General features: G+C 68.8%; 33 protein-coding genes. 31 read left to right on the plus strand and 2 right to left on the minus strand.

The genetic code is table 11. The features are described from left to right. The first annotated feature begins 169 nt into the window (after window positions 1–169). The gene (locus tag AB0910_RS19715; RefSeq protein WP_366745897.1) at window positions 170–865 is read left to right on the plus strand and encodes a CGNR zinc finger domain-containing protein; all 696 of its coding nucleotides are present in this window, start codon (window positions 170–172) and stop codon (window positions 863–865) included. A 42-nt stretch (window positions 866–907) separates the two neighbouring features. On the opposite strand, the gene AB0910_RS19720 is transcribed toward AB0910_RS19715, so the two are convergent. Both AB0910_RS19720 and AB0910_RS19725 read right to left on the minus strand, forming a co-directional pair. Next, window positions 908–1,957 (minus strand): NAD(P)-dependent alcohol dehydrogenase, encoded by a 1,050-nt coding sequence (locus AB0910_RS19720; protein WP_366745898.1) that lies wholly within the window; start codon window positions 1,955–1,957, stop codon window positions 908–910. Window positions 1,958–2,085: 128 nt separating this feature from the next. Beyond that, window positions 2,086–2,850, minus strand: a complete 765-nt coding sequence (locus AB0910_RS19725) for an SDR family NAD(P)-dependent oxidoreductase (RefSeq protein ID WP_366745899.1) — start codon at window positions 2,848–2,850, stop codon at window positions 2,086–2,088. A gap of 201 nt (window positions 2,851–3,051) precedes the next feature. On the opposite strand from AB0910_RS19725, the gene AB0910_RS19730 reads away from it, so the two are divergent. From AB0910_RS19730 to AB0910_RS19875, 30 genes are all read left to right on the plus strand, one after another. Further along, entirely contained in the window at window positions 3,052–3,660 is a 609-nt protein-coding gene (locus AB0910_RS19730; RefSeq protein WP_366745900.1) for a helix-turn-helix domain-containing protein, read from the plus strand. A 436-nt stretch (window positions 3,661–4,096) separates the two neighbouring features. Beyond that, entirely contained in the window at window positions 4,097–4,405 is a 309-nt protein-coding gene (gene rpsJ, locus AB0910_RS19735) for a 30S ribosomal protein S10 (protein WP_003948644.1), read from the plus strand. A gap of 14 nt (window positions 4,406–4,419) precedes the next feature. Next, the gene (gene rplC, locus AB0910_RS19740; protein WP_225013387.1) at window positions 4,420–5,064 is read left to right on the plus strand and encodes a 50S ribosomal protein L3; all 645 of its coding nucleotides are present in this window, start codon (window positions 4,420–4,422) and stop codon (window positions 5,062–5,064) included. Between the two features lie 8 nt (window positions 5,065–5,072). After that, window positions 5,073–5,729 (plus strand): 50S ribosomal protein L4, encoded by a 657-nt coding sequence (rplD, locus tag AB0910_RS19745; RefSeq protein ID WP_366745901.1) that lies wholly within the window; start codon window positions 5,073–5,075, stop codon window positions 5,727–5,729. Next, the gene (rplW, locus tag AB0910_RS19750) at window positions 5,729–6,142 is read left to right on the plus strand and encodes a 50S ribosomal protein L23 (protein ID WP_366745902.1); all 414 of its coding nucleotides are present in this window, start codon (window positions 5,729–5,731) and stop codon (window positions 6,140–6,142) included. Before rplD ends, rplW begins: the two co-directional genes overlap by 1 nt. Window positions 6,143–6,189: 47 nt before the next feature. Then, on the plus strand, window positions 6,190–7,026 hold the full coding sequence (gene rplB / locus AB0910_RS19755) for a 50S ribosomal protein L2 (RefSeq protein ID WP_345653076.1): 837 nt from the start codon (window positions 6,190–6,192) through the stop codon (window positions 7,024–7,026). 14 nt (window positions 7,027–7,040) lie between these two features. After that, window positions 7,041–7,322, plus strand: coding sequence for a 30S ribosomal protein S19 (rpsS, locus tag AB0910_RS19760; RefSeq protein WP_030742199.1), 282 nt, complete (start codon window positions 7,041–7,043; stop codon window positions 7,320–7,322). A 43-nt stretch (window positions 7,323–7,365) separates the two neighbouring features. Beyond that, window positions 7,366–7,713: a 50S ribosomal protein L22 gene (gene rplV / locus AB0910_RS19765; RefSeq protein WP_209339888.1), complete on the plus strand. Its 348-nt coding sequence runs from the start codon at window positions 7,366–7,368 to the stop codon at window positions 7,711–7,713. Then, entirely contained in the window at window positions 7,713–8,567 is an 855-nt protein-coding gene (gene rpsC, locus AB0910_RS19770; RefSeq protein WP_366745903.1) for a 30S ribosomal protein S3, read from the plus strand. Before rplV ends, rpsC begins: the two co-directional genes overlap by 1 nt. A gap of 5 nt (window positions 8,568–8,572) precedes the next feature. Further along, a complete protein-coding gene (gene rplP / locus AB0910_RS19775; protein WP_030903854.1) occupies window positions 8,573–8,992 on the plus strand; it encodes a 50S ribosomal protein L16 in 420 nt (139 codons plus the stop codon). Beyond that, complete coding sequence (rpmC, locus tag AB0910_RS19780) at window positions 8,992–9,219, plus strand: 50S ribosomal protein L29 (RefSeq protein ID WP_366745904.1); 228 nt, start codon at window positions 8,992–8,994, stop codon at window positions 9,217–9,219. Before rplP ends, rpmC begins: the two co-directional genes overlap by 1 nt. Beyond that, window positions 9,219–9,506, plus strand: coding sequence for a 30S ribosomal protein S17 (rpsQ, locus tag AB0910_RS19785; protein WP_345653066.1), 288 nt, complete (start codon window positions 9,219–9,221; stop codon window positions 9,504–9,506). The genes rpmC and rpsQ overlap by 1 nt, the downstream gene beginning before the upstream one ends. Window positions 9,507–9,611: 105 nt before the next feature. After that, window positions 9,612–9,980 (plus strand): 50S ribosomal protein L14, encoded by a 369-nt coding sequence (gene rplN / locus AB0910_RS19790; protein ID WP_345653063.1) that lies wholly within the window; start codon window positions 9,612–9,614, stop codon window positions 9,978–9,980. A 2-nt stretch (window positions 9,981–9,982) separates the two neighbouring features. Continuing rightward, window positions 9,983–10,306, plus strand: coding sequence for a 50S ribosomal protein L24 (gene rplX, locus AB0910_RS19795; protein ID WP_225013394.1), 324 nt, complete (start codon window positions 9,983–9,985; stop codon window positions 10,304–10,306). Beyond that, entirely contained in the window at window positions 10,306–10,863 is a 558-nt protein-coding gene (gene rplE / locus AB0910_RS19800) for a 50S ribosomal protein L5 (RefSeq protein ID WP_209339858.1), read from the plus strand. The genes rplX and rplE overlap by 1 nt, the downstream gene beginning before the upstream one ends. A 5-nt stretch (window positions 10,864–10,868) precedes the next feature. Then, window positions 10,869–11,054: a type Z 30S ribosomal protein S14 gene (locus AB0910_RS19805; RefSeq protein WP_003956452.1), complete on the plus strand. Its 186-nt coding sequence runs from the start codon at window positions 10,869–10,871 to the stop codon at window positions 11,052–11,054. Window positions 11,055–11,287: 233 nt separating this feature from the next. Next, window positions 11,288–11,686 (plus strand): 30S ribosomal protein S8, encoded by a 399-nt coding sequence (gene rpsH / locus AB0910_RS19810; protein WP_345653054.1) that lies wholly within the window; start codon window positions 11,288–11,290, stop codon window positions 11,684–11,686. 23 nt (window positions 11,687–11,709) lie between these two features. Next, on the plus strand, window positions 11,710–12,249 hold the full coding sequence (gene rplF / locus AB0910_RS19815) for a 50S ribosomal protein L6 (protein WP_345653051.1): 540 nt from the start codon (window positions 11,710–11,712) through the stop codon (window positions 12,247–12,249). A 3-nt stretch (window positions 12,250–12,252) separates the two neighbouring features. Next, the gene (rplR, locus tag AB0910_RS19820; RefSeq protein ID WP_235795682.1) at window positions 12,253–12,636 is read left to right on the plus strand and encodes a 50S ribosomal protein L18; all 384 of its coding nucleotides are present in this window, start codon (window positions 12,253–12,255) and stop codon (window positions 12,634–12,636) included. 46 nt (window positions 12,637–12,682) lie between these two features. Next, window positions 12,683–13,288, plus strand: coding sequence for a 30S ribosomal protein S5 (gene rpsE / locus AB0910_RS19825; RefSeq protein WP_225013398.1), 606 nt, complete (start codon window positions 12,683–12,685; stop codon window positions 13,286–13,288). Further along, window positions 13,288–13,470, plus strand: a complete 183-nt coding sequence (gene rpmD, locus AB0910_RS19830; protein ID WP_225013399.1) for a 50S ribosomal protein L30 — start codon at window positions 13,288–13,290, stop codon at window positions 13,468–13,470. The genes rpsE and rpmD overlap by 1 nt, the downstream gene beginning before the upstream one ends. A 1-nt stretch (window position 13,471) precedes the next feature. Next, the gene (gene rplO, locus AB0910_RS19835) at window positions 13,472–13,927 is read left to right on the plus strand and encodes a 50S ribosomal protein L15 (protein ID WP_345653040.1); all 456 of its coding nucleotides are present in this window, start codon (window positions 13,472–13,474) and stop codon (window positions 13,925–13,927) included. Between the two features lie 250 nt (window positions 13,928–14,177). Continuing rightward, window positions 14,178–15,491 (plus strand): preprotein translocase subunit SecY, encoded by a 1,314-nt coding sequence (gene secY, locus AB0910_RS19840; protein WP_345653038.1) that lies wholly within the window; start codon window positions 14,178–14,180, stop codon window positions 15,489–15,491. After that, window positions 15,491–16,150 (plus strand): adenylate kinase, encoded by a 660-nt coding sequence (locus tag AB0910_RS19845; RefSeq protein ID WP_366745905.1) that lies wholly within the window; start codon window positions 15,491–15,493, stop codon window positions 16,148–16,150. The genes secY and AB0910_RS19845 overlap by 1 nt, the downstream gene beginning before the upstream one ends. A gap of 144 nt (window positions 16,151–16,294) precedes the next feature. Further along, the gene (gene map, locus AB0910_RS19850) at window positions 16,295–17,134 is read left to right on the plus strand and encodes a type I methionyl aminopeptidase (RefSeq protein ID WP_366745906.1); all 840 of its coding nucleotides are present in this window, start codon (window positions 16,295–16,297) and stop codon (window positions 17,132–17,134) included. Window positions 17,135–17,343: 209 nt separating this feature from the next. Next, window positions 17,344–17,565, plus strand: a complete 222-nt coding sequence (gene infA, locus AB0910_RS19855) for a translation initiation factor IF-1 (protein ID WP_003956442.1) — start codon at window positions 17,344–17,346, stop codon at window positions 17,563–17,565. A 53-nt stretch (window positions 17,566–17,618) separates the two neighbouring features. After that, window positions 17,619–17,732: a 50S ribosomal protein L36 gene (rpmJ, locus tag AB0910_RS19860; RefSeq protein WP_003956441.1), complete on the plus strand. Its 114-nt coding sequence runs from the start codon at window positions 17,619–17,621 to the stop codon at window positions 17,730–17,732. Window positions 17,733–17,919: 187 nt separating this feature from the next. Further along, window positions 17,920–18,300 carry a 30S ribosomal protein S13 gene (gene rpsM, locus AB0910_RS19865; protein ID WP_366745907.1) on the plus strand — a complete coding sequence of 127 codons (381 nt, stop codon included), beginning with the start codon at window positions 17,920–17,922 and terminating at the stop codon, window positions 18,298–18,300. A gap of 79 nt (window positions 18,301–18,379) precedes the next feature. Next, on the plus strand, window positions 18,380–18,784 hold the full coding sequence (gene rpsK, locus AB0910_RS19870) for a 30S ribosomal protein S11 (RefSeq protein ID WP_007443997.1): 405 nt from the start codon (window positions 18,380–18,382) through the stop codon (window positions 18,782–18,784). 116 nt (window positions 18,785–18,900) lie between these two features. Then, entirely contained in the window at window positions 18,901–19,923 is a 1,023-nt protein-coding gene (locus AB0910_RS19875; protein WP_366745908.1) for a DNA-directed RNA polymerase subunit alpha, read from the plus strand. Window positions 19,924–20,047: the final 124 nt, after the last annotated feature.

Consider the following 20,047-nt stretch of genomic DNA (forward strand, 5'->3'; position numbering starts at 1 on the left):
GCGGCACGTTCCCGCGCATGCCCGCACCGCCCCCGGCCGGGGAGGGAAACGACCGAGTGGCTAATGCTTGATGCGCCTTTCAGTAGTTAGGGATCGTGGCATGACTCTTTCGCGCCTGTCAAATGTTTGGTTCAGTCGTAAGCATTAGGCGGGTTGGTAGGCTGGGGGCATGGAGCGTGCGACGGCCCTGCGCGAGGCCCTGCTGGGAGAACCCCTGCCGGTCGAGCTGATGAACTCGGTCCACATCGACCGGGGCGGCCCGATGTACGACCTGGTCGGTGACGCGGACGTGGCCGGGTGCTGGGTCGCCGCGATCGGGCCCCGGCTGCCCGCCCTCGCGGCCGGCGGCCCCGCGCCGGCCCCCGCCGCCCCGGGCACGGGCGCCGCGCCCGCCGTCCTGCTGGACGAGGCGGACGCCCGCCGCCTCTGCGACCTGCGCGCGGCGCTGCGCGCCCTCGCCGCCGAAGTCACCGGCGCGCCCCCGCAGTTCACCGGCGCGGACGCGCCGGCGCCGGAGGCGGCGGTGGAGACGGTCAACCGGCTCAGCGGCCTCGCGCCTGTCTGGCCCGTGCTCGCCTGGCCCGCGGGGGAGGAGCCGGCAGAGGAACTCGGCACGGACGCCGGGTACGGCGACCTCGTCGTCTCCTGTGTCGCGCGGCAGGCCGTGGAGCTCTTCGCCGGGCCCCGGCGCGCCCGGCTGCGCGCCTGCCTCGCGCCCGGCTGCGACCGGTACTTCGTCAAGGACCACTCGCGCAGGGAGTGGTGCACCAGGTCGTGCGGCAACCGCGCCAGGGTCGCCCGCCACTACCGCCGCCACCACGGCGCCCCCGCCGGGCGGCCGGACGCCGCCGGGCAGCGCCACTGAGCGGCCGGCCGCCCGCGCGCACCGGCCGCCCTGCCGGTTCGCTCAGGCTTCCAGCGAGGCCATGTCGATGACGAAGCGGTAGCGGACCTGGGACCGTTCGAGCCGCGCGAACGCGTCGTTGACGTCCTGGACGCGGACGGTCTCGATCTGCGCGGTGATGCCGTGCGCGCCGCAGAAGTCGAGCATCTCCTGGATCTCCGGCATGCCGCCCGCCGAGGACGCCGCGTAGGAGCGGCGTGCGGGGATGAGGGCCCAGTTGTTCATGGTGATGTCCTCGTCGGGGGCGCCGACGTTGACGAGGGTGCCGTCCAGCTTGAGCAGGCCCAGGTAGCGGTCGAAGTGGAGCGCGCCTGAGACGGTGCACAGGACGATGTCGAAGCTGCCGGCCAGCTTCTCGAAGGTCGCGGGGTCCTCGGTCGCGTAGTAGTGGTCCGCGCCGAGCCGCAGCCCGTCGTCCTTCTTGCCGAGGGTGCGCGAGAGTACGGTGACCTCGGCGCCCATGGCGTGCGCGAGCTGCACGGCGACATGTCCGAGGCCGCCCATGCCGAGGACCGCGATCCGCGTGCCGGGGCCCACCTTCCAGTGCACGAGCGGCGAGTACGTGGTGATGCCGGCGCACAGCAGGGGAGCGGCCGCGTCCAGCGGCAGGCTGTCGGGGATGCGGACGACGTACCGCTCGTCGGCGACGATCTCGCCCGAGTAGCCCCCCTGCGTCGTCTCGCCGTCCCGGTCCACGGCGTTGTAGGTGGGGGTGCAGCCGTTCAGGCAGTACACCTCAAGGCCGGCCTCGCACGCCTCGCACGTGCGGCAGGAGTCGACGTACGTGCCGACGCCGACGCGGTCGCCGACGGCGTACCTGGTGGCGTCGGGGCCCGTCTCCACGACGAGGCCGGTGATCTCGTGGCCGGGGACCATCGGGTAGCGGCCCTTGCCCCAGCCGTCGGACGTCTGGACGACGTCGGTGTGGCAGACGCCGCTGTACTTGATCGCGATGCGCACGTCGGCGCCGCGCACGGCGCGGCGGGTGATCGTCGTGGGCGCGAGCGGCGCGCCCGCTGACGGGGCGGCGTAGGCGGGGGTGGTGGTGCTCATGGTCGGCTTCTCTCCGGAATCTCGTACGGGGACGCCACAGGGGGTGTCGTACGGAGGTGCCGTACGCGGGTGGCGTACGGGGGTGTCGCGCGCGGCGGGTCCGGCCGCGCGCGGGGGAGCGGCGGCGGTCAGAACGCCTGGTCGGTGGGGCGGATCACGACCTCGTTGACGGCGCGGCGGCGCGGTCCCGTGGCGATGTACGCGACGGCGTCTGCGATGTCCTCGGGGTGCAGCTTCTCCACGCCGGCGAACCGGTCGTTCTCGACGTCCTGGGCGTGCTGCTGCTGGTGGCCGAAGAGCTCGGTGTCCACGGCGCCCGGCTCCACCACGGAGAAGCGCACGCCGTGCGGCGCGTACTCCTGGCGCCAGGACTCGGTGGCCGCCGTCACGCCGAACTTGGTGGCGTTGTAGACCGCCACCGTCGGCGCGGCCGACCGCCCGGCGACCGAGCTGACGTTCACCACGTCGGCGACCCCGCGGCCGCCGGACGCCGCGGCGTCGAGCAGGTGCGGCAGGGCGGCCTTCGTCATGTACAGCAGGCCCTTCAGATTGACGTCGACCATCAGGTCCCACTCGTCGAGCCTGGCGCGCAGCGAGTCGCCGTTGAGCATCACGCCGGCCGCGTTGACCAGGACGTCCAGCCGGCCGAAGCGCTCCACGGCCCGGGCGACGGCGTCGGCCGCCGCGTCGGCGCGGGTCACGTCGGCGGTCAGGGCCACGGCCCGGCCGCCGCGCTCGGCGACCTCTTCGGCGAGCTGCTCCACGCGCTCCGCGCGGCGCGCCACCAGGGCGACGGCCGCGCCCTCCTCGGCGAGCCGCAGCGCGGTGGCGCGGCCGATACCGCTGCTCGCGCCGGTGATGACGGCGACGGTCGAGTCCAGTGTTCCGGGCATCGTCTTCCTCCTCGTTCGGTCTGCTCGATGCATGTGAAAGACCTCTTACTTCAATGTAAGAGACCTCTTCCATTGAGGCAAACGCCCCCGGCGGGACGTGCGGAGGGTGCATGGGGAGGGGTGGGGTGCCCGGGGGTGAAGGGAAGCACGGGTGATGTAAGATGCCTCTTACATCTGAACGGGGCCGGAAGGAGGGGGCGCGTGCCCAAGCGGGAGACGTACCACCACGGCGACCTCAAGGCGGCGCTCGTCGAGACCGCGCTCGCCGTCATCGCGGAACAGGGCATGAGCGCGGTGTCCGTCGCCGACATCGCGCGCAGGGCCGGCGTCAGCAGCGGTGCCCCCTACCGGCATTTTCCCAGCCGCAAGGCGCTGCTCACCGCGGCCGCCGTCACCGCGGCCCACCGGCTGACCGCCGCGCTGCACGAGGCGCGCCCCGCCGCGGGCCAGGACTCCGACGCGGTCGCCGACTCGGCCGAGGCCATCGCCGTGTACACCGGGTTCGCCGCCGAGCACGGCTCGGGGTTCGACCTGATCTTCGCCGAAGAGCTCCAGGGCGCAGGCGACCCGGAGCTGCTCGCGGCCGGGCGCGGCGTGATGGACGCCCTGCTGCCCGCGGCCCTGGAGATCACCGGAGGCGAGGCGCGGGCCGCGCTGCGGCTGCTCGAACGGCAGATCGCGGCGGGCCACGGCTACGCCGCCCTCTACCGCAGCGGCTTCCTCAACCGGCGCGGCCCCACCGTCGAGGACATCGCGGGCCACGCCGCAGCCATCGCGCGCAGCCTCGCGCTGGACGCGCGGCCCCTGTGAAGGCCACCTCCCCGATGCCGCCGTACGGGCGGGTGTGCGGGCGGCGACGATTCGGACGTATGGCCGTGGGGTAGGGTTCTTCGTCGCGATTGGCCAGGCCCGGCGGCCCTGTGGCACACTGGTCCGGTTGCTCGGTTGAGTGCCGATGCTGCGCGCCTCCCGCCGGGGGGACTGGAAGCGAGTCCCACAGTACTCGTCGCCCCAACTGCCTCTCCGGGCAGCGCTGGGGCGGACGTACGGGAATCTTCCGGGAAGTGTGGCGGGGTGCCGACCAGGCACCGGTGGCGGTCGGCCTCTCTGGTCGGCCCGGTTCCGTTTCCCCCCTGGCAGGGATTCCGCTCTGCGGTCTTCCGTGGAGGGAACGCGACACGCCCGACCGCGTGGGTCGGTCACCGGAGTCAGAGCGTAAGACAGAGAACAGGAATTCGAAGCAGCCATGGCGGGACAGAAGATCCGCATCCGGCTCAAGGCCTACGACCACGAGGTCATCGACTCCTCGGCGAAGAAGATCGTCGAGACGGTGACCCGCACTGGTGCGTCGGTCGCGGGCCCGGTGCCGCTGCCCACAGAGAAGAACGTGTACTGCGTCATCAAGTCGCCGCACAAGTACAAGGACTCGCGCGAGCACTTCGAGATGCGCACGCACAAGCGCCTGATCGACATCCTCGACCCGACGCCCAAGACCGTTGACTCGCTGATGCGCCTGGACCTTCCGGCCGGCGTCGACATCGAGATCAAGCTCTGAGAGGCGCGGAAGAGATGACCAAGCAGATCAAGGGCGTCCTGGGCGAGAAGCTCGGCATGACCCAGGTCTGGGACGAGAACAACCGTGTCGTCCCGGTGACCGTCGTCAAGGCCGGGCCCTGTGTCGTGACCCAGGTCCGTACGAATGACTCCGACGGCTACGAGTCGGTCCAGATCGCCTTCGGCGAGATCGACCCGCGCAAGGTGAACAAGCCCCTCAAGGGCCACTTCGCCAAGGCCGACGTGACCCCCCGCCGCCACCTCGTCGAGCTCCGCACCGCGGACGCCTCCACGTACACGCTCGGCCAGGAGATCAAGGCCGACGTGTTCGAGTCCGGCCTCAAGGTCGACGTCACCGGCAAGAGCAAGGGCAAGGGCTTCGCCGGTGTCATGAAGCGTCACAACTTCAAGGGCCTCGGCGCCGGTCACGGTACCCAGCGCAAGCACCGCTCTCCCGGCTCCATCGGTGGCTGCGCCACCCCGGGCCGCGTGTTCAAGGGCCTCCGCATGGCGGGCCGCATGGGCAACGAGCGGGTCACCACCCAGAACCTGACCGTGCACGCCGTGGACGCGGAGAAGGGCCTGCTGCTCATCAAGGGCGCGGTCCCCGGTCCCAACGGCGGTCTCGTCCTGGTTCGTACCGCGGCCAAGGGGGCCTGAGGTAAACCATGACCACCATTGACATCCTTTCGCCCGCGGGCGAGAAGTCGGGCAGCGTCGAGCTTCCCGCCGAGATCTTCGACGCCCGGGTCAGCATCCCGCTGATCCACCAGGTCGTCGTCGCGCAGCTGGCCGCGGCCCGTCAGGGCACGCACAAGGCCAAGACCCGCGGCGAGGTCCGCGGCGGTGGCAAGAAGCCGTACCGCCAGAAGGGCACGGGCCGCGCCCGCCAGGGCTCGACCCGCGCGCCCCAGTTCGCCGGCGGTGGCGTCGTGCACGGCCCCGTGCCGCGCGACTACTCGCAGCGGACCCCGAAGAAGATGAAGGCCGCCGCCCTGCGCGGAGCCCTCACCGACCGCGCGCAGAACGCCCGCGTGCACGTCGTCTCCGGCGTCATCGAGGGCGAAGCGCCGTCGACCAAGGCCGCGAAGACCCTGTTCGGCAAGATCAGCGAGCGCAAGAACCTGCTCCTGGTCGTCGAGCGCGCCGACGAGGCCGCGTGGCTCTCCGCCCGCAACCTGCCCCAGGTGCACATCCTGGAGCCGGGCCAGCTCAACACCTACGACGTGCTCGTCTCGGACGACGTGGTCTTCACCAAGGCCGCCTTCGAGTCCTTCGTCGCCGGCCCGAACAAGGCCAACGAAACCGAAGGGAGCGAGGCCTGATGGCTACGCGTCACCCCAGCATCGCGCCCAAGGCAGCCAAGGCCGCCAAGGCGAAGCGCCTGGCCAAGGCCAGGAGCGGCGTCAAGGGCCCGGTCGTCGAGACCCCGCTGAGCAAGTCCCTGTCCGACCCGCGCGACATCCTCGTCAAGCCGGTCGTGTCGGAGAAGAGCTACGCGCTCCTCGACGAGAACAAGTACACGTTCGTCGTCGACCCGCGGGCCAACAAGACCCAGATCAAGCAGGCCGTGCAGGCGGCCTTCTCGGTCACGGTCACCGGCGTCAACACGATCAACCGGCAGGGCAAGCGCAAGCGCACCCGCTCCGGTTTCGGCAAGCGCCCCGACACCAAGCGCGCCATCGTGACCCTTGCCGAGGGCGACCGCATCGACATCTTCGGCGGCCCGACCTCCTGACGGAGGCTGGATCGTATCGAAGTCCGGAATCTTCCGAGGACTGAGAAATGGGTATCCGCAAGTACAAGCCGACGACCCCGGGCCGTCGTGGCTCCAGCGTCGCCGACTTTGTCGAGATCACGCGGTCCACGCCGGAGAAGTCGCTGGTCCGTCCCCTGCACAGCAAGGGCGGCCGCAACAACGCCGGTCGTGTGACCGTCCGCCACCAGGGCGGTGGCCACAAGCGCGCCTTCCGCGTCATCGACTTCCGTCGCCATGACAAGGACGGCGTCCCCGCCAAGGTCGCGCACATCGAGTACGACCCCAACCGCACCGCGCGCATCGCGCTGCTCCACTACGCGGACGGCGAGAAGCGCTACATCCTCGCCCCCGCGGGCCTGGAGCAGGGCGCCCGCATCGAGAACGGCCCCGGCGCCGACATCAAGGCGGGCAACAACCTGCCGCTGCGCCACATCCCGGTCGGTACCACGGTGCACGCCATCGAGCTGCGCCCCGGCGGCGGCGCCAAGTTCGCCCGCTCCGCGGGCTCCTCGGTGCAGCTGCTGGCGAAGGAGGGCTCCATGGCCACCCTTCGCATGCCCTCGGGCGAGGTCCGCATGGTCGACGTCCGCTGCCGCGCCACCATCGGCGCCGTCGGCAACGCCGAGCAGTCGAACATCAACTGGGGCAAGGCAGGCCGCATGCGCTGGAAGGGCGTGCGCCCGACCGTCCGCGGTGTCGCCATGAACCCGGTCGACCACCCGCACGGTGGTGGTGAGGGCAAGACCTCCGGTGGCCGCCACCCGGTGTCGCCGTGGGGTCAGAAGGAAGGTCGTACTCGGGCTCCCAAGAAGGCGAGCAACAAGTACATCGTCCGCCGCCGCAAGACGAACAAGAAGCGCTAGGAGCGGGTTAAAAGATGCCGCGCAGTCTCAAGAAGGGGCCCTTCGTCGACGACCACCTGATCAAGAAGGTGGATGTCCAGAACGAAGCCGGCACCAAGAACGTCATCAAGACCTGGTCCCGTCGCTCGATGATCGTCCCGGCCATGCTGGGCCACACGATCGCGGTGCACAACGGCAAGATCCACGTCCCGGTGTTCATCACCGAGTCGATGGTCGGCCACAAGCTCGGCGAGTTCTCGCCGACTCGCACCTTCCGCGGCCACGTCAAGGACGACCGGAAGTCGAAGCGCCGCTAGCAGCGGGGTGGAACCGATCATGACTAACACCGAAGGGACAACCATGGAAGCCAGGGCCCAGGCGCGGTACATCCGCGTCACGCCCATGAAGGCCCGCCGTGTGGTGGACCTCATCCGTGGCATGGACGCCACGGAGGCTCAGGCGGTCCTGCGTTTCGCCCCGCAGGCCGCGAGTGAGCCCGTCGGCAAGGTGCTGAACAGCGCCATCGCCAACGCCGCCCACAACTACGACCACACCGACGCCACGTCGCTGTTCATCAGCGAGGCGTACGTGGACGAGGGTCCGACGCTCAAGCGCTTCAGGCCGCGTGCCCAGGGGCGCGCGTACCGGATCCGCAAGCGGACCAGCCACATCACCGTGGTCCTCAGCAGCAAGGAAGGAACCCGGTAATGGGCCAGAAGGTAAACCCGCACGGGTTTCGGCTCGGCATCACCACGGACTTCAAGTCCCGCTGGTACGCCGACAAGCTGTACAAGGACTACGTCAAGGAAGACGTCGCCATCCGCAGGATGATGACGAAGGGCATGGAGCGTGCCGGCATCTCCAAGGTGGAGATCGAGCGCACCCGCGACCGCGTCCGCGTCGACATCCACACCGCACGGCCCGGCATCGTCATCGGCCGCCGCGGCGCGGAGGCCGACCGCATCCGCGGCGAGCTGGAGAAGCTCACCGGCAAGCAGGTCCAGCTGAACATCCTTGAGGTCAAGAACCCCGAGACGGATGCCCAGCTGGTCGCGCAGGCCGTCGCCGAGCAGCTGTCCTCCCGCGTCTCCTTCCGTCGCGCCATGCGCAAGAGCATGCAGTCGACGATGAAGGCCGGCGCCAAGGGCATCAAGATCCAGTGCGGTGGCCGCCTCGGCGGCGCCGAGATGTCCCGCTCGGAGTTCTACCGCGAGGGCCGTGTGCCCCTGCACACGCTCCGCGCCAACGTCGACTACGGCTTCTTCGAGGCCAAGACCAGCTTCGGCCGCATCGGTGTGAAGGTCTGGATCTACAAGGGCGACGTCAAGAACATCGCTGAGGTCCGCGCGGAGAACGCCGCGGCTCGCGCCGGCAACCGTCCGGCCCGTGGCGGCAGCGACCGCCCGGCCGGCCGCGGTGGCCGCGGTGGCGAGCGCGGCGGCCGTGGCCGCAGGCCGCAGCAGCAGGGTGACCGGCAGAGCCCGGCGACCGAGGCCCCCAAGGCCGAGGACGCTGCGGCTGCCACGCCGGCTCCTGCCGAGAGCACCGGAACGGAGGCCTGACCGCCATGCTGATCCCGCGTAGGGTCAAGCACCGCAAGCAGCACCACCCGAAGCGCAGCGGTATGTCCAAGGGTGGTACGCAGGTCACGTTCGGCGAGTACGGCATCCAGGCGCTGACCCCGGCGTACGTGACGAACCGCCAGATCGAGGCCGCTCGTATCGCCATGACCCGCCACATCAAGCGTGGCGGCAAGGTCTGGATCAACATCTACCCGGACCGTCCGCTGACGAAGAAGCCCGCCGAGACCCGCATGGGTTCTGGCAAGGGTTCTCCCGAGTGGTGGATCGCGAACGTCAAGCCCGGTCGGGTGATGTTCGAGCTGTCCTACCCGAACGAGAAGACCGCTCGTGAGGCGCTCACCCGCGCTGCTCACAAGCTCCCGATGAAGTGCCGGATCGTGCGGCGCGAGGCAGGTGAGGCGTGATGTCGACCGGTACCAAGGCGTCCGAACTGCGCGAGCTGGGCGACGAGGAGCTCGTCGGCAAGCTCAGGGAGTCCAAGGAGGAGCTGTTCAACCTCCGCTTCCAGGCGGCGACGGGACAGCTTGAGAACCACGGCCGCCTCAAGGCCGTGCGCAAGGACATCGCGCGGATCTACACCCTGATGCGTGAGCGCGAGCTGGGCATCGAGACCGTGGTGGAGAGCGCCTGATGAGCGAGAGCAACGTGACTGAGACGAACACCGCCCAGCGCGGTTTCCGCAAGACCCGTGAGGGCCTGGTCGTCAGCGACAAGATGGACAAGACCGTCGTCGTCGCCGTCGAGGACCGCGTCAAGCACGCGCTGTACGGCAAGGTCATCCGCCGTACGAACAAGCTCAAGGCCCACGACGAGCAGAACGCCGCCGGCATCGGCGACCGTGTTCTCCTGATGGAGACCCGGCCGCTGTCGGCGACCAAGCGCTGGCGCGTCGTCGAGATTCTCGAAAAGGCCAAGTAAACCCCTCCGAGGGGGAGTTCGCCCCCTCGGATCAGTTCCGCCAGGCTCCGGGGGCCGTCGCTTGCGGCAGCCCCCGGGGAACCGGCAGACGATCAGGAGATAGACGTGATCCAGCAGGAGTCGCGACTGCGTGTCGCCGACAACACGGGTGCGAAGGAGATCCTCACCATCCGTGTTCTCGGTGGCTCCGGCCGCCGCTACGCGGGTATCGGTGACGTCATCGTCGCCACCGTCAAGGACGCGATCCCCGGTGGCAACGTGAAGAAGGGTGACGTCGTCAAGGCGGTCATCGTTCGCACCGTGAAGGAGCGCCGTCGCCAGGATGGCTCGTACATCCGCTTCGACGAGAACGCCGCCGTCATTCTGAAGAACGACGGCGACCCCCGCGGCACCCGCATCTTCGGCCCTGTGGGTCGTGAGCTGCGCGAGAAGAGGTTCATGAAGATCATCTCTCTCGCCCCGGAGGTGCTGTGAGCATGAAGATCAAGAAGGGCGACCTGGTCCAGGTCATCACCGGTAAGGACAAGGGCAAGCAGGGCAAGGTCATCGTGGCCTACCCCGCGCGCGACCGCGTCCTCGTCGAGGGTGTCAACCGGGTCAAGAAGCACACCAAGACCGGCCAGACCGCTCGCGGTTCGCAGACCGGCGGCATCATCACCACCGAGGCGCCGATCCACGTCTCCAACGTCCAGCTGGTCGTGGAGAAGGACGGCAAGAAGGTCGTGACCCGCGTCGGTTACCGCTTCGACGACGAAGGCAACAAGATCCGCGTTGCCAAGCGGACCGGTGAGGACATCTGATGGCTACCACCACTGCGCCGCGTCTGAAGACGCGCTACCGCGAGGAGATCGCGGGCAAGCTGCGTGACGAGTTCAAGTACGAGAACGTCATGCAGACCCCCGGCCTGGTCAAGATCGTGGTCAACATGGGTGTGGGCGACGCCGCCCGCGACTCGAAGCTGATGGACGGCGCGATCCGGGACCTCACCGCGATCACCGGCCAGAAGCCCGCCGTCACCAAGGCCCGCAAGTCCATCGCGCAGTTCAAGCTGCGCGAGGGCCAGCCGATCGGCTGCCACGTCACGCTCCGTGGCGACCGCATGTGGGAGTTCCTGGACCGTACGCTGTCGCTCGCGCTGCCGCGTATCCGTGACTTCCGCGGCCTGTCCCCGAAGCAGTTCGACGGTCGTGGCAACTACACCTTCGGTCTCACGGAGCAGGTCATGTTCCACGAGATCGACCAGGACAGGATCGACCGGGTCCGGGGCATGGACATCACCGTGGTCACCACGGCGACCAATGACGACGAGGGTCGTGCCCTGCTGCGTCACCTCGGCTTCCCGTTCAAGGAGATGTGACCGACGTGGCGAAGAAGGCTCTGATCGCTAAGGCCGCCCGCAAGCCGAAGTTCGGTGTGCGCGCGTACACGCGCTGCCAGCGCTGTGGCCGGCCCCACTCCGTGTACCGCAAGTTCGGCCTGTGCCGTGTGTGCCTTCGTGAGATGGCGCACCGCGGCGAGCTGCCGGGCGTCACCAAGAGCTCCTGGTAGTCCTTTCCCGGACACCCGGAGTCTCTCGGTAGGCAACTGGTGGGCAGAAGCCCCACCCCGCATGGCTTAGGCTAGTGGGGTCGGGCCTCTGCCGCCCGACATCAGCGGGCCCGTCGGCCCGCACGTGCTGCTTACTACGCCGTAGGTCCCCGCGTCACACCTGCCCCGTCTCGGTTCGGGGAGAGGGACGACGCATACAGGAAACCCCGGCGAGAGAGGCCGAAGGCCAATTCATGACCATGACTGATCCCATCGCAGACATGCTGACGCGTCTGCGGAACGCGAACTCGGCGTACCACGACTCCGTGGTGATGCCGCACAGCAAGATCAAGTCGCACATCGCCGAGATCCTCCAGCAGGAGGGTTTCATCACCGGCTGGAAGACCGAGGACGCCGAGGTCGGCAAGAACCTCGTCCTGGAGCTGAAGTTCGGCCCGAACCGCGAGCGTTCGATCGCCGGCATCCGGCGCATCTCCAAGCCGGGCCTCCGCGTGTACGCGAAGTCCACCAACCTGCCGAAGGTCCTCGGCGGTCTGGGCGTGGCGATCATCTCCACGTCCCACGGCCTCCTGACCGGCCAGCAGGCGCAGAAGAAGGGCGTGGGTGGGGAAGTCCTCGCCTACGTCTGGTAGTCGGGAACGGAAGGAGAAAGCTCATGTCGCGTATCGGCAAGCTCCCCATCCAGGTTCCCGCCGGTGTGGACGTCACCATCGACGGCCGTACGGTCTCCGTGAAGGGCCCCAAGGGCTCCCTCTCGCACACCGTCGCTGCTCCGATCGATGTCACCAAGGACGACGACGGCGTCATCAGCGTCACGCGTCCCAACGACGAGCGTCAGAACAGGTCGCTGCACGGCCTGTCCCGCACGCTGGTGGCGAACATGATCACCGGCGTGACCCAGGGGTACACCAAGGCGCTCGAAATCAGCGGTGTCGGTTACCGCGTCCAGGCGAAGGGCTCCAACCTGGAGTTCGCGCTTGGCTACAGCCACCCGATCACGGTCGAGGCGCCCGAGGGCATCAGCTTCAAGGTCGAGTCGCCCACGAAGTTCTCGGTCGAGGGCATCGACAAGCAGAAGGTCGGCGAGGTCGCCGCCAACATCCGCAAGCTGCGCAAGCCCGACCCGTACAAGGCCAAGGGCGTCAGGTACGCGGGCGAGGTCATCCGCCGCAAGGTCGGAAAGGCTGGTAAGTAAGCCATGGCATACGGTGTGAAGATCGCCAAGGGCAACGCGTACAAGGCCGCTGCCATCAAGCGCCGTCACATCCGCGTCCGCAAGCGGATCTCGGGCACGCCCGAGCGCCCCCGCCTCGTCGTGACGCGTTCGAACCGCCACATGGTGGCGCAGGTCGTCGACGACATCGCGGGCCACACGCTCGCGTCGGCTTCGACCCTCGACACCTCCATCCGCGGCACGGACGGCGACAAGAGCGAGCTGGCGAAGAAGGTCGGCTCCCTGGTCGCGGAGCGCGCCAAGGCCGCCGGCATCGAGGCCGTCGTGTTCGACCGTGGTGGCAACAAGTACGCCGGGCGGATTGCCGCTCTGGCTGACGCCGCCCGCGAAGCCGGACTGAAGTTCTAAGACCGGTTCCCACGCACAGCGGACGTAACAGAGAGAGGTAATTCCAATGGCTGGACCCCAGCGCCGCGGCAGCGGTGCCGGTGGCGGCGAGCGGCGGGACCGGAAGGGCCGTGACGGTGGCGCCTCTGCCGCCGAGAAGACCGCATACGTTGAGCGCGTCGTCGCGATCAACCGTGTCGCCAAGGTTGTGAAGGGTGGTCGTCGCTTCAGCTTCACCGCGCTGGTCGTGGTGGGCGACGGTGACGGCACCGTCGGTGTCGGCTACGGCAAGGCCAAGGAGGTGCCGGCCGCCATCGCCAAGGGTGTCGAGGAGGCCAAGAAGCACTTCTTCAAGGTCCCCCGTATCCAGGGCACCATCCCCCACCCCATCCAGGGTGAGAAGGCCGCGGGCGTCGTCCTGCTGAAGCCTGCTTCCCCCGGTACGGGTGTGATCGCCGGTGGCCCGGTGCGCGCCGTTCTGGAGTGCGCGGGCGTCCACGACATCCTGTCGAAGTCGCTCGGCTCCGACAACGCGATCAACATCGTGCACGCGACGGTGGCGGCCCTCCAGGGCCTCCAGCGCCCCGAGGAGATCGCGGCCCGCCGCGGCCTGCCCCTCGAGGACGTCGCCCCCGCGGCCCTGCTGCGTGCTCGTGCGGGAGCGGGTGCGTAATGGCCCGCCTCAAGATCACGCAGACGAAGTCGTACATCGGCAGCAAGCAGAACCACCGCGAGACGCTGCGTTCGCTCGGGCTCAAGCGCCTGCACGACGTGGTCGTCAAGGAGGACCGCCCCGAGTTCCGCGGCATGGTGCAGACCGTCCGCCACCTCGTGACGGTCGAGGAGGTCGACTGACATGGCGGAGCAGAAGCCGCTGAAGGTCCACAACCTCCGTCCTGCCCCGGGCGCCAAGACCGCCAAGACCCGCGTGGGTCGTGGTGAGGCGTCCAAGGGCAAGACCGCTGGTCGTGGCACCAAGGGCACGAAGGCCCGCTACCAGGTTCCGGAGAGCTTCGAGGGCGGGCAGATGCCCCTCCACATGCGCCTCCCGAAGCTGCGGGGCTTCAAGAACCCGTTCCGCACCGAGTACCAGGTCGTCAACCTGGACAAGCTCTCTGCCCTCTACCCGGAGGGTGGCGAGGTCACGGTTGACGACCTCGTCGCCAAGGGCGCGGTGCGCAAGAACAGCCCGGTCAAGGTCCTTGGCCAGGGCGAGATCTCCGTGGCGCTGACGGTGTCGGTCGACGCCGCGTCCGGCTCCGCCAAGGAGAAGATCACCGCCGCCGGCGGTACGGTCACCGAGTCCGCCTGAGCGGACACGGCACCGTCAGGGTCCGCCTCGGCGGACTCGAAGGACTGAAACATCCGACCGGGGATGCCTCTGTGAAAGGGGTATCCCCGGTTGGTCGTTCCGCCCGAGCCACTGCCGCCGGTATGGTGGCGTGGATCGTTGCTCCACCCACCGGGTTCCCCGACCGCCACAGGGGGCCCCGGGACCCGAATCCGTCGATCCTCAAGACCGTCACCTCTGACGCACTGGCGCGGGGGTCGCAGGAGGCACCGTGCTCACCGCGTTCGCCCGGGCGTTCAGGACGCCCGACCTGCGCAAGAAGCTGCTCTTCACGCTCGGCATCATCGTGCTGTACCGGCTCGGCGCGCACATCCCGATCCCCGGCGTGAGCTACGAGAACGTACAGACCTGCGTGGACGCCGCCCAGAAGGGCAACAGCAGCCTGTTCGGCCTGGTGAACATGTTCAGCGGCGGGGCGCTGCTCCAGATCACGCTGTTCGCGCTCGGGATCATGCCGTACATCACCGCGAGCATCATCCTGCAGCTGCTGACGGTCGTGATCCCGCGGCTCGAAGCCCTCAAGAAGGAGGGCCAGTCGGGGCAGACGAAGATCACGCAGTACACCCGCTACCTGACGGTCGCGCTCGCCATCCTCCAGGGCACGGGCCTCGTCGCCACCGCCCGCAGCGGCGCCCTCTTCCAGGGCTGCCCGGTCGCGTCGGACATCGTGCCCGACCACTCGCTGTTCATGACCATCACGATGGTCATCACGATGACGTCCGGCACGGCGATGGTCATGTGGCTGGGCGAGCTGATCACCGACCGCGGCATCGGCAACGGCATGTCGATCCTGATGTTCGTCTCCATCGCGTCCGGCTTCCCCGGCACGCTGTGGTCGATCAAGGAGAGCGGCTCGCTGGCCGGCGGCTGGATCAACTTCGGCGGCGTCATCCTCATCGGCTTCGTGATGGTCGGCCTCGTGGTCTTCGTCGAGCAGGCGCAGCGCCGCATCCCCGTCCAGTACGCGAAGCGGATGATCGGCCGCCGCTCCTACGGCGGCACCTCGACGTACATCCCCCTCAAGGTGAACCAGGCGGGTGTGATCCCGGTCATCTTCGCCTCTTCGCTGCTGTACATCCCCGCTCTGATCGCCCAGTTCTCCAGCTCCACCTCGGGCTGGAAGACCTGGATCCAGGACAACTTCGTCAAGGGCGACCACCCGTACTACGTGACGGCCTACTTCCTGTTGATCGTGTTCTTCGCCTTCTTCTACGTGGCGATCTCGTTCAACCCCGAGGAAGTAGCCGACAATATGAAGAAGTATGGTGGGTTCATCCCAGGTATTCGCGCTGGTCGTCCGACCGCGGAGTACCTGAGCTACGTGCTCAACCGGATCACGTGGCCGGGTTCGCTGTACCTGGGGCTGATCGCTCTCGCGCCGACGGTGGCGTTGGCGAGCTACGGCGGTGCGGGCAACTCGATCGGTGGTACCAGCATCCTGATCATCGTGGGTGTGGGGCTTGAGACCGTGAAGCAGATCGAGAGCCAGCTCCAGCAGCGCAACTACGAAGGGTTCCTCCGCTGATGCGAATCGTCCTCGTCGGGCCACCTGGTGCGGGCAAGGGTACGCAGGCCGCGTACCTGGCCAAGAACCTCTCCATCCCGCACATCTCCACGGGTGACCTCTTCCGCGCCAACATCAGCCAGGGCACGCCCCTCGGCAAGAAGGCCAAGGAGTACATCGACGCGGGCGACCTGGTACCCGACGAGGTGACGATCGGCATGGCGCGGGACCGCATGGCCCAGCCGGACGCCGAGAGCGGCTTCCTGCTGGACGGCTTCCCGCGCAACGTCGCGCAGGCCGTGGCGCTCGACGAGGCGCTGCGCGAGGACGGCACCACGCTGGACGCGGTGCTCGACCTGGAGGTCCCCGAGGACGAGGTGGTCAAGCGGATCGCCGGCCGCCGGATCTGCCGCAAGGACAGCGCGCACGTCTTCCACGTCACGTACAACCCGCCCAGAGCCGAGGGCGTCTGCGACGTCTGCGGCGGCGAGCTGTACCAGCGCGCCGACGACAGCGAGGAGACCGTGCGCAAGCGGCTGGAGGTCTACCACACGCAGACCGAGCCGATCGTCGACTACTACCGGGCCCAGGGCCTGGTGGTGACCATCTCCGCGCTCGGCAAGGTCACCGACGTGACCGAGCGCGCGATGTCGGCGCTGGGGCGCGACGCCGCGGCGTGAGCGCCGCGGCACGAGGAGTACGCGACCCGGGCCGCCCCGGGAGCAGGCAGGCATGACGGCCGTGGTGTCCGATGGGCGCCACGGCCGTACCGTTCGAAGAGCACACGGCACCGACGATTCCGCTGGGAAGGCGCAGGCACGGACATGGTGGAGATCAAGAACCCCGAGCAGATCGCGAAGATGCGCGAGGCGGGCCTGGTCGTCGCCGCGATCCACGCGGCCACGGCCGAGGCCGCGGTGCCGGGGGCGACCACCAGGGACCTCGACGAGGTGGCGCGCAAGGTGCTCGCCGAGCACGGCGCGAAGCCGAACTTCCTCGGCTACGGCGGCTTCCCCGCGACGATCTGCACGTCGGTGAACGACGTCGTCGTCCACGGCATCCCCGACGACAAGACGGTCCTCAAGGACGGCGACATCATCTCGGTCGACGCCGGGGCGATCGTCGACGGCTGGCACGGCGACGCCGCGTACACGGCCTTCGTCGGCACCGGTCACTCCCCGGAGCTGGTGGAGCTCTCCCGGGTGACCGAGGAGTCCATGTGGGCCGGCATCGCCGCCATGCGGAACGGCAGCCGCCTGGTGGACGTCTCGCGTGCGATCGAGACGTACATCCGCCGCCAGCCGAAGCCGGGCGGCGGCAAGTACGGGATCATCGAGGACTACGGCGGCCACGGCATCGGCTCGGCCATGCACATGGACCCGCACCTGCTGAACTACGTCTCCCGCAAGCGCGGCAAGGGCCCGAAGCTGGTGCCCGGCTTCTGCCTGGCGATCGAGCCGATGGTCTCGCTCGGTACCCCGCACACGGAGGTCCTGGGCGACGAGTGGACCGTGGTCACGCTCGACCACACCTGGTCCTCGCACTGGGAGCACTCGATCGCGCTGACCGAGGAGGGCCCGCTGGTCCTCACCGCGGTCGACGGCGGGCGGGCGAAGCTCGCCGAGCTGGGTGTGACGGCGGCGCCCGACCCGCTGGCGGCCTGAGGCGCGCGCCCCTGAGATGCCCTCCTGAGGTGCCCCCTCAGGAGTGAGGGGAGTGTGTGTCCCGCTTAGGGATCGCCCCGAGTGGGCAAACTCCTCGGATTCGTCTTTTGCCGAGCGCTGCCGTAGACTGACGCGTCGGCTCTGGTGCACCCGTGTGTCGTCACACGGTGGCCGGAATCGATCAAGGTAGCCGATTCGAAGGGCGAAGCGTGGCCAAGAAGCAAGGTGCCATCGAAATTGAGGGCACCGTGATCGAGTCCCTCCCGAACGCCATGTTCAAGGTGGAGCTCCAGAACGGTCACAAAGTCCTCGCGCACATCAGCGGCAAGATGCGGATGCACTACATCCGTATCCTCCCGGATGACCGGGTCGTCGTGGAGCTCTCCCCGTACGACCTCACGCGCGGCCGGATCGTCTACCGATACAAGTAGATCTTGCGGCGCCCTGTGCGGGTGCCCGCACTGACCCGGAGAACCTCAATCCCATGAAGGTCAAGCCGAGCGTCAAGAAGATCTGCGACAAGTGCAAGGTGATCCGCCGCCACGGCCGGGTCATGGTCATCTGCGACAACCTGCGCCACAAGCAGCGCCAGGGCTGACGCGGGCAACCGTCCCGTACGCACTTCTCGTATCTCTTCGCGCGACGCGAGCAGCACCGTAACGACGCAGTACCCGGCGCGCCCCGCAGGACAGGGGCCCGCTGACACCCCCGGTGGAGGCCGGGGACCCGGACGCCCTCCGGGAGCGGCACTGCGGCAGACCTCCGACATCAACCAGGAGCCATGAATGGCACGCCTCGCAGGCGTTGACCTTCCGCGCGAGAAGCGCGTCGAGGTCGCCCTCACCTACGTCTTCGGTATCGGGCGCACCCGGTCCAGGGAGACCCTCGCCGCCACCGGCGTCAACCCCGAGACCCGCGTCCGCGACCTTCCCGAGGAAGACCTCGTCAAGATCCGCGAGTACGTCGACGCGAACCTCAAGACCGAGGGCGACCTCCGTCGCGAGATCGCCGCCGACATCCGCCGCAAGGTCGAGATCGGCTGCTACCAGGGGCTGCGCCACCGCCGCGGCCTGCCCGTGCACGGTCAGCGCACGAGCACCAACGCGCGCACCCGCAAGGGTCCGCGTCGCGCGATCGCCGGCAAGAAGAAGCCCGGCAAGAAGTAGTCCGCAGCAGGACACCACGCTTCACCAGCGGTCTTCGCTGTAGGACCGACCACCTCCCCTCCGTAGGAGATAACCCGACATGCCCCCTAAGGGACGTCAGGGCGCGACCAAGAAGGTGCGCCGCAAGGAAAAGAAGAACGTCGCTCACGGCCACGCGCACATCAAGAGCACGTTCAACAACACCATCGTCTCGATCACCGACCCCACGGGCAACGTGATCTCCTGGGCCTCCGCCGGCCACGTCGGCTTCAAGGGCTCGCGCAAGTCGACCCCCTTCGCCGCGCAGATGGCCGCCGAGTCGGCCGCCCGCCGCGCGCAGGAGCACGGCATGCGCAAGGTGGACGTCTTCGTCAAGGGTCCCGGCTCCGGCCGTGAGACCGCGATCCGCTCCCTCCAGGCCACCGGCCTGGAGGTCGGCTCGATCCAGGACGTGACGCCGACCCCGCACAACGGCTGCCGTCCGCCGAAGCGCCGCCGCGTCTGAGGCAGGCACCCGGGGTACGGGCGGCACGACGCGGATCCGTTCGCGCCGGGTCGCCCGTACCCTTGTCGTACTGAAGGGCGTCAAATAGCGGGCGCCCCCAACAGAAGGACTGACCCATGCTTATCGCTCAGCGTCCGTCGCTGACCGAAGAGGTCGTCGACGAGTACCGCTCCCGGTTCGTGATCGAGCCGCTGGAGCCGGGCTTCGGCTACACCCTCGGCAACTCGCTCCGCCGTACGCTCCTCTCCTCGATCCCCGGTGCCGCGGTCACCAGCATCCGGATCGACGGGGTCCTGCACGAGTTCACCACCGTGCCGGGCGTCAAGGACGACGTGACGGACCTCATCCTCAACATCAAGCAGCTGGTCGTCTCCTCGGAGCACGACGAGCCGGTCGTGATGTACCTGCGCAAGCAGGGTCCCGGCCTGGTCACCGCGGCGGACATCGCGCCGCCCGCGGGTGTCGAGGTGCACAACCCCGACCTGGTCCTCGCCACGCTGAACGCCAAGGGCAAGCTGGAGATGGAGCTGACCGTCGAGCGCGGTCGCGGCTACGTCTCCGCCGTCCAGAACAAGCAGGTGGGCCAGGAGATCGGCCGGATCCCGGTCGACTCGATCTACTCGCCCGTGCTCAAGGTCACGTACAAGGTCGAGGCCACGCGTGTCGAGCAGCGGACCGACTTCGACAAGCTGATCGTCGACGTCGAGACCAAGCAGGCCATGCGGCCGCGCGACGCCATGGCGTCCGCGGGCAAGACGCTGGTCGAGCTGTTCGGCCTGGCGCGCGAGCTCAACATCGACGCCGAGGGCATCGACATGGGCCCGTCGCCGACGGACGCCGCGCTCGCCGCCGATCTGGCGCTGCCGATCGAGGAGCTCGAGCTCACGGTCCGCTCGTACAACTGCCTCAAGCGCGAGGGCATCCACTCGGTGGGCGAGCTGGTGGCCCGCTCCGAGGCCGACCTCCTCGACATCCGCAACTTCGGCGCGAAGTCGATCGACGAGGTCAAGGCGAAGCTGGCCGGCATGGGCCTGGCCCTCAAGGACAGCCCGCCCGGATTCGACCCGACCGCCGCGGCCGACGCCTTCGGCGCCGACGACGACGCGGACGCCGGGTTCGTGGAGACCGAGCAGTACTGAGTGCGCCGGGTGCCGCGCGGCCTCCCCGGCCGCGCGGCCCCCCCCCGCACGCCGGCCGGCCCCCGCCCGCCCCCCCAGCCCCCCGGGGGGGAACGCGGCGCGGGCCGGGCCCCCGGAACCGAAA

The organism is Streptomyces sp. NPDC047002, from assembly GCF_040704505.1.
Taxonomy (GTDB): domain Bacteria; phylum Actinomycetota; class Actinomycetes; order Streptomycetales; family Streptomycetaceae; genus Streptomyces.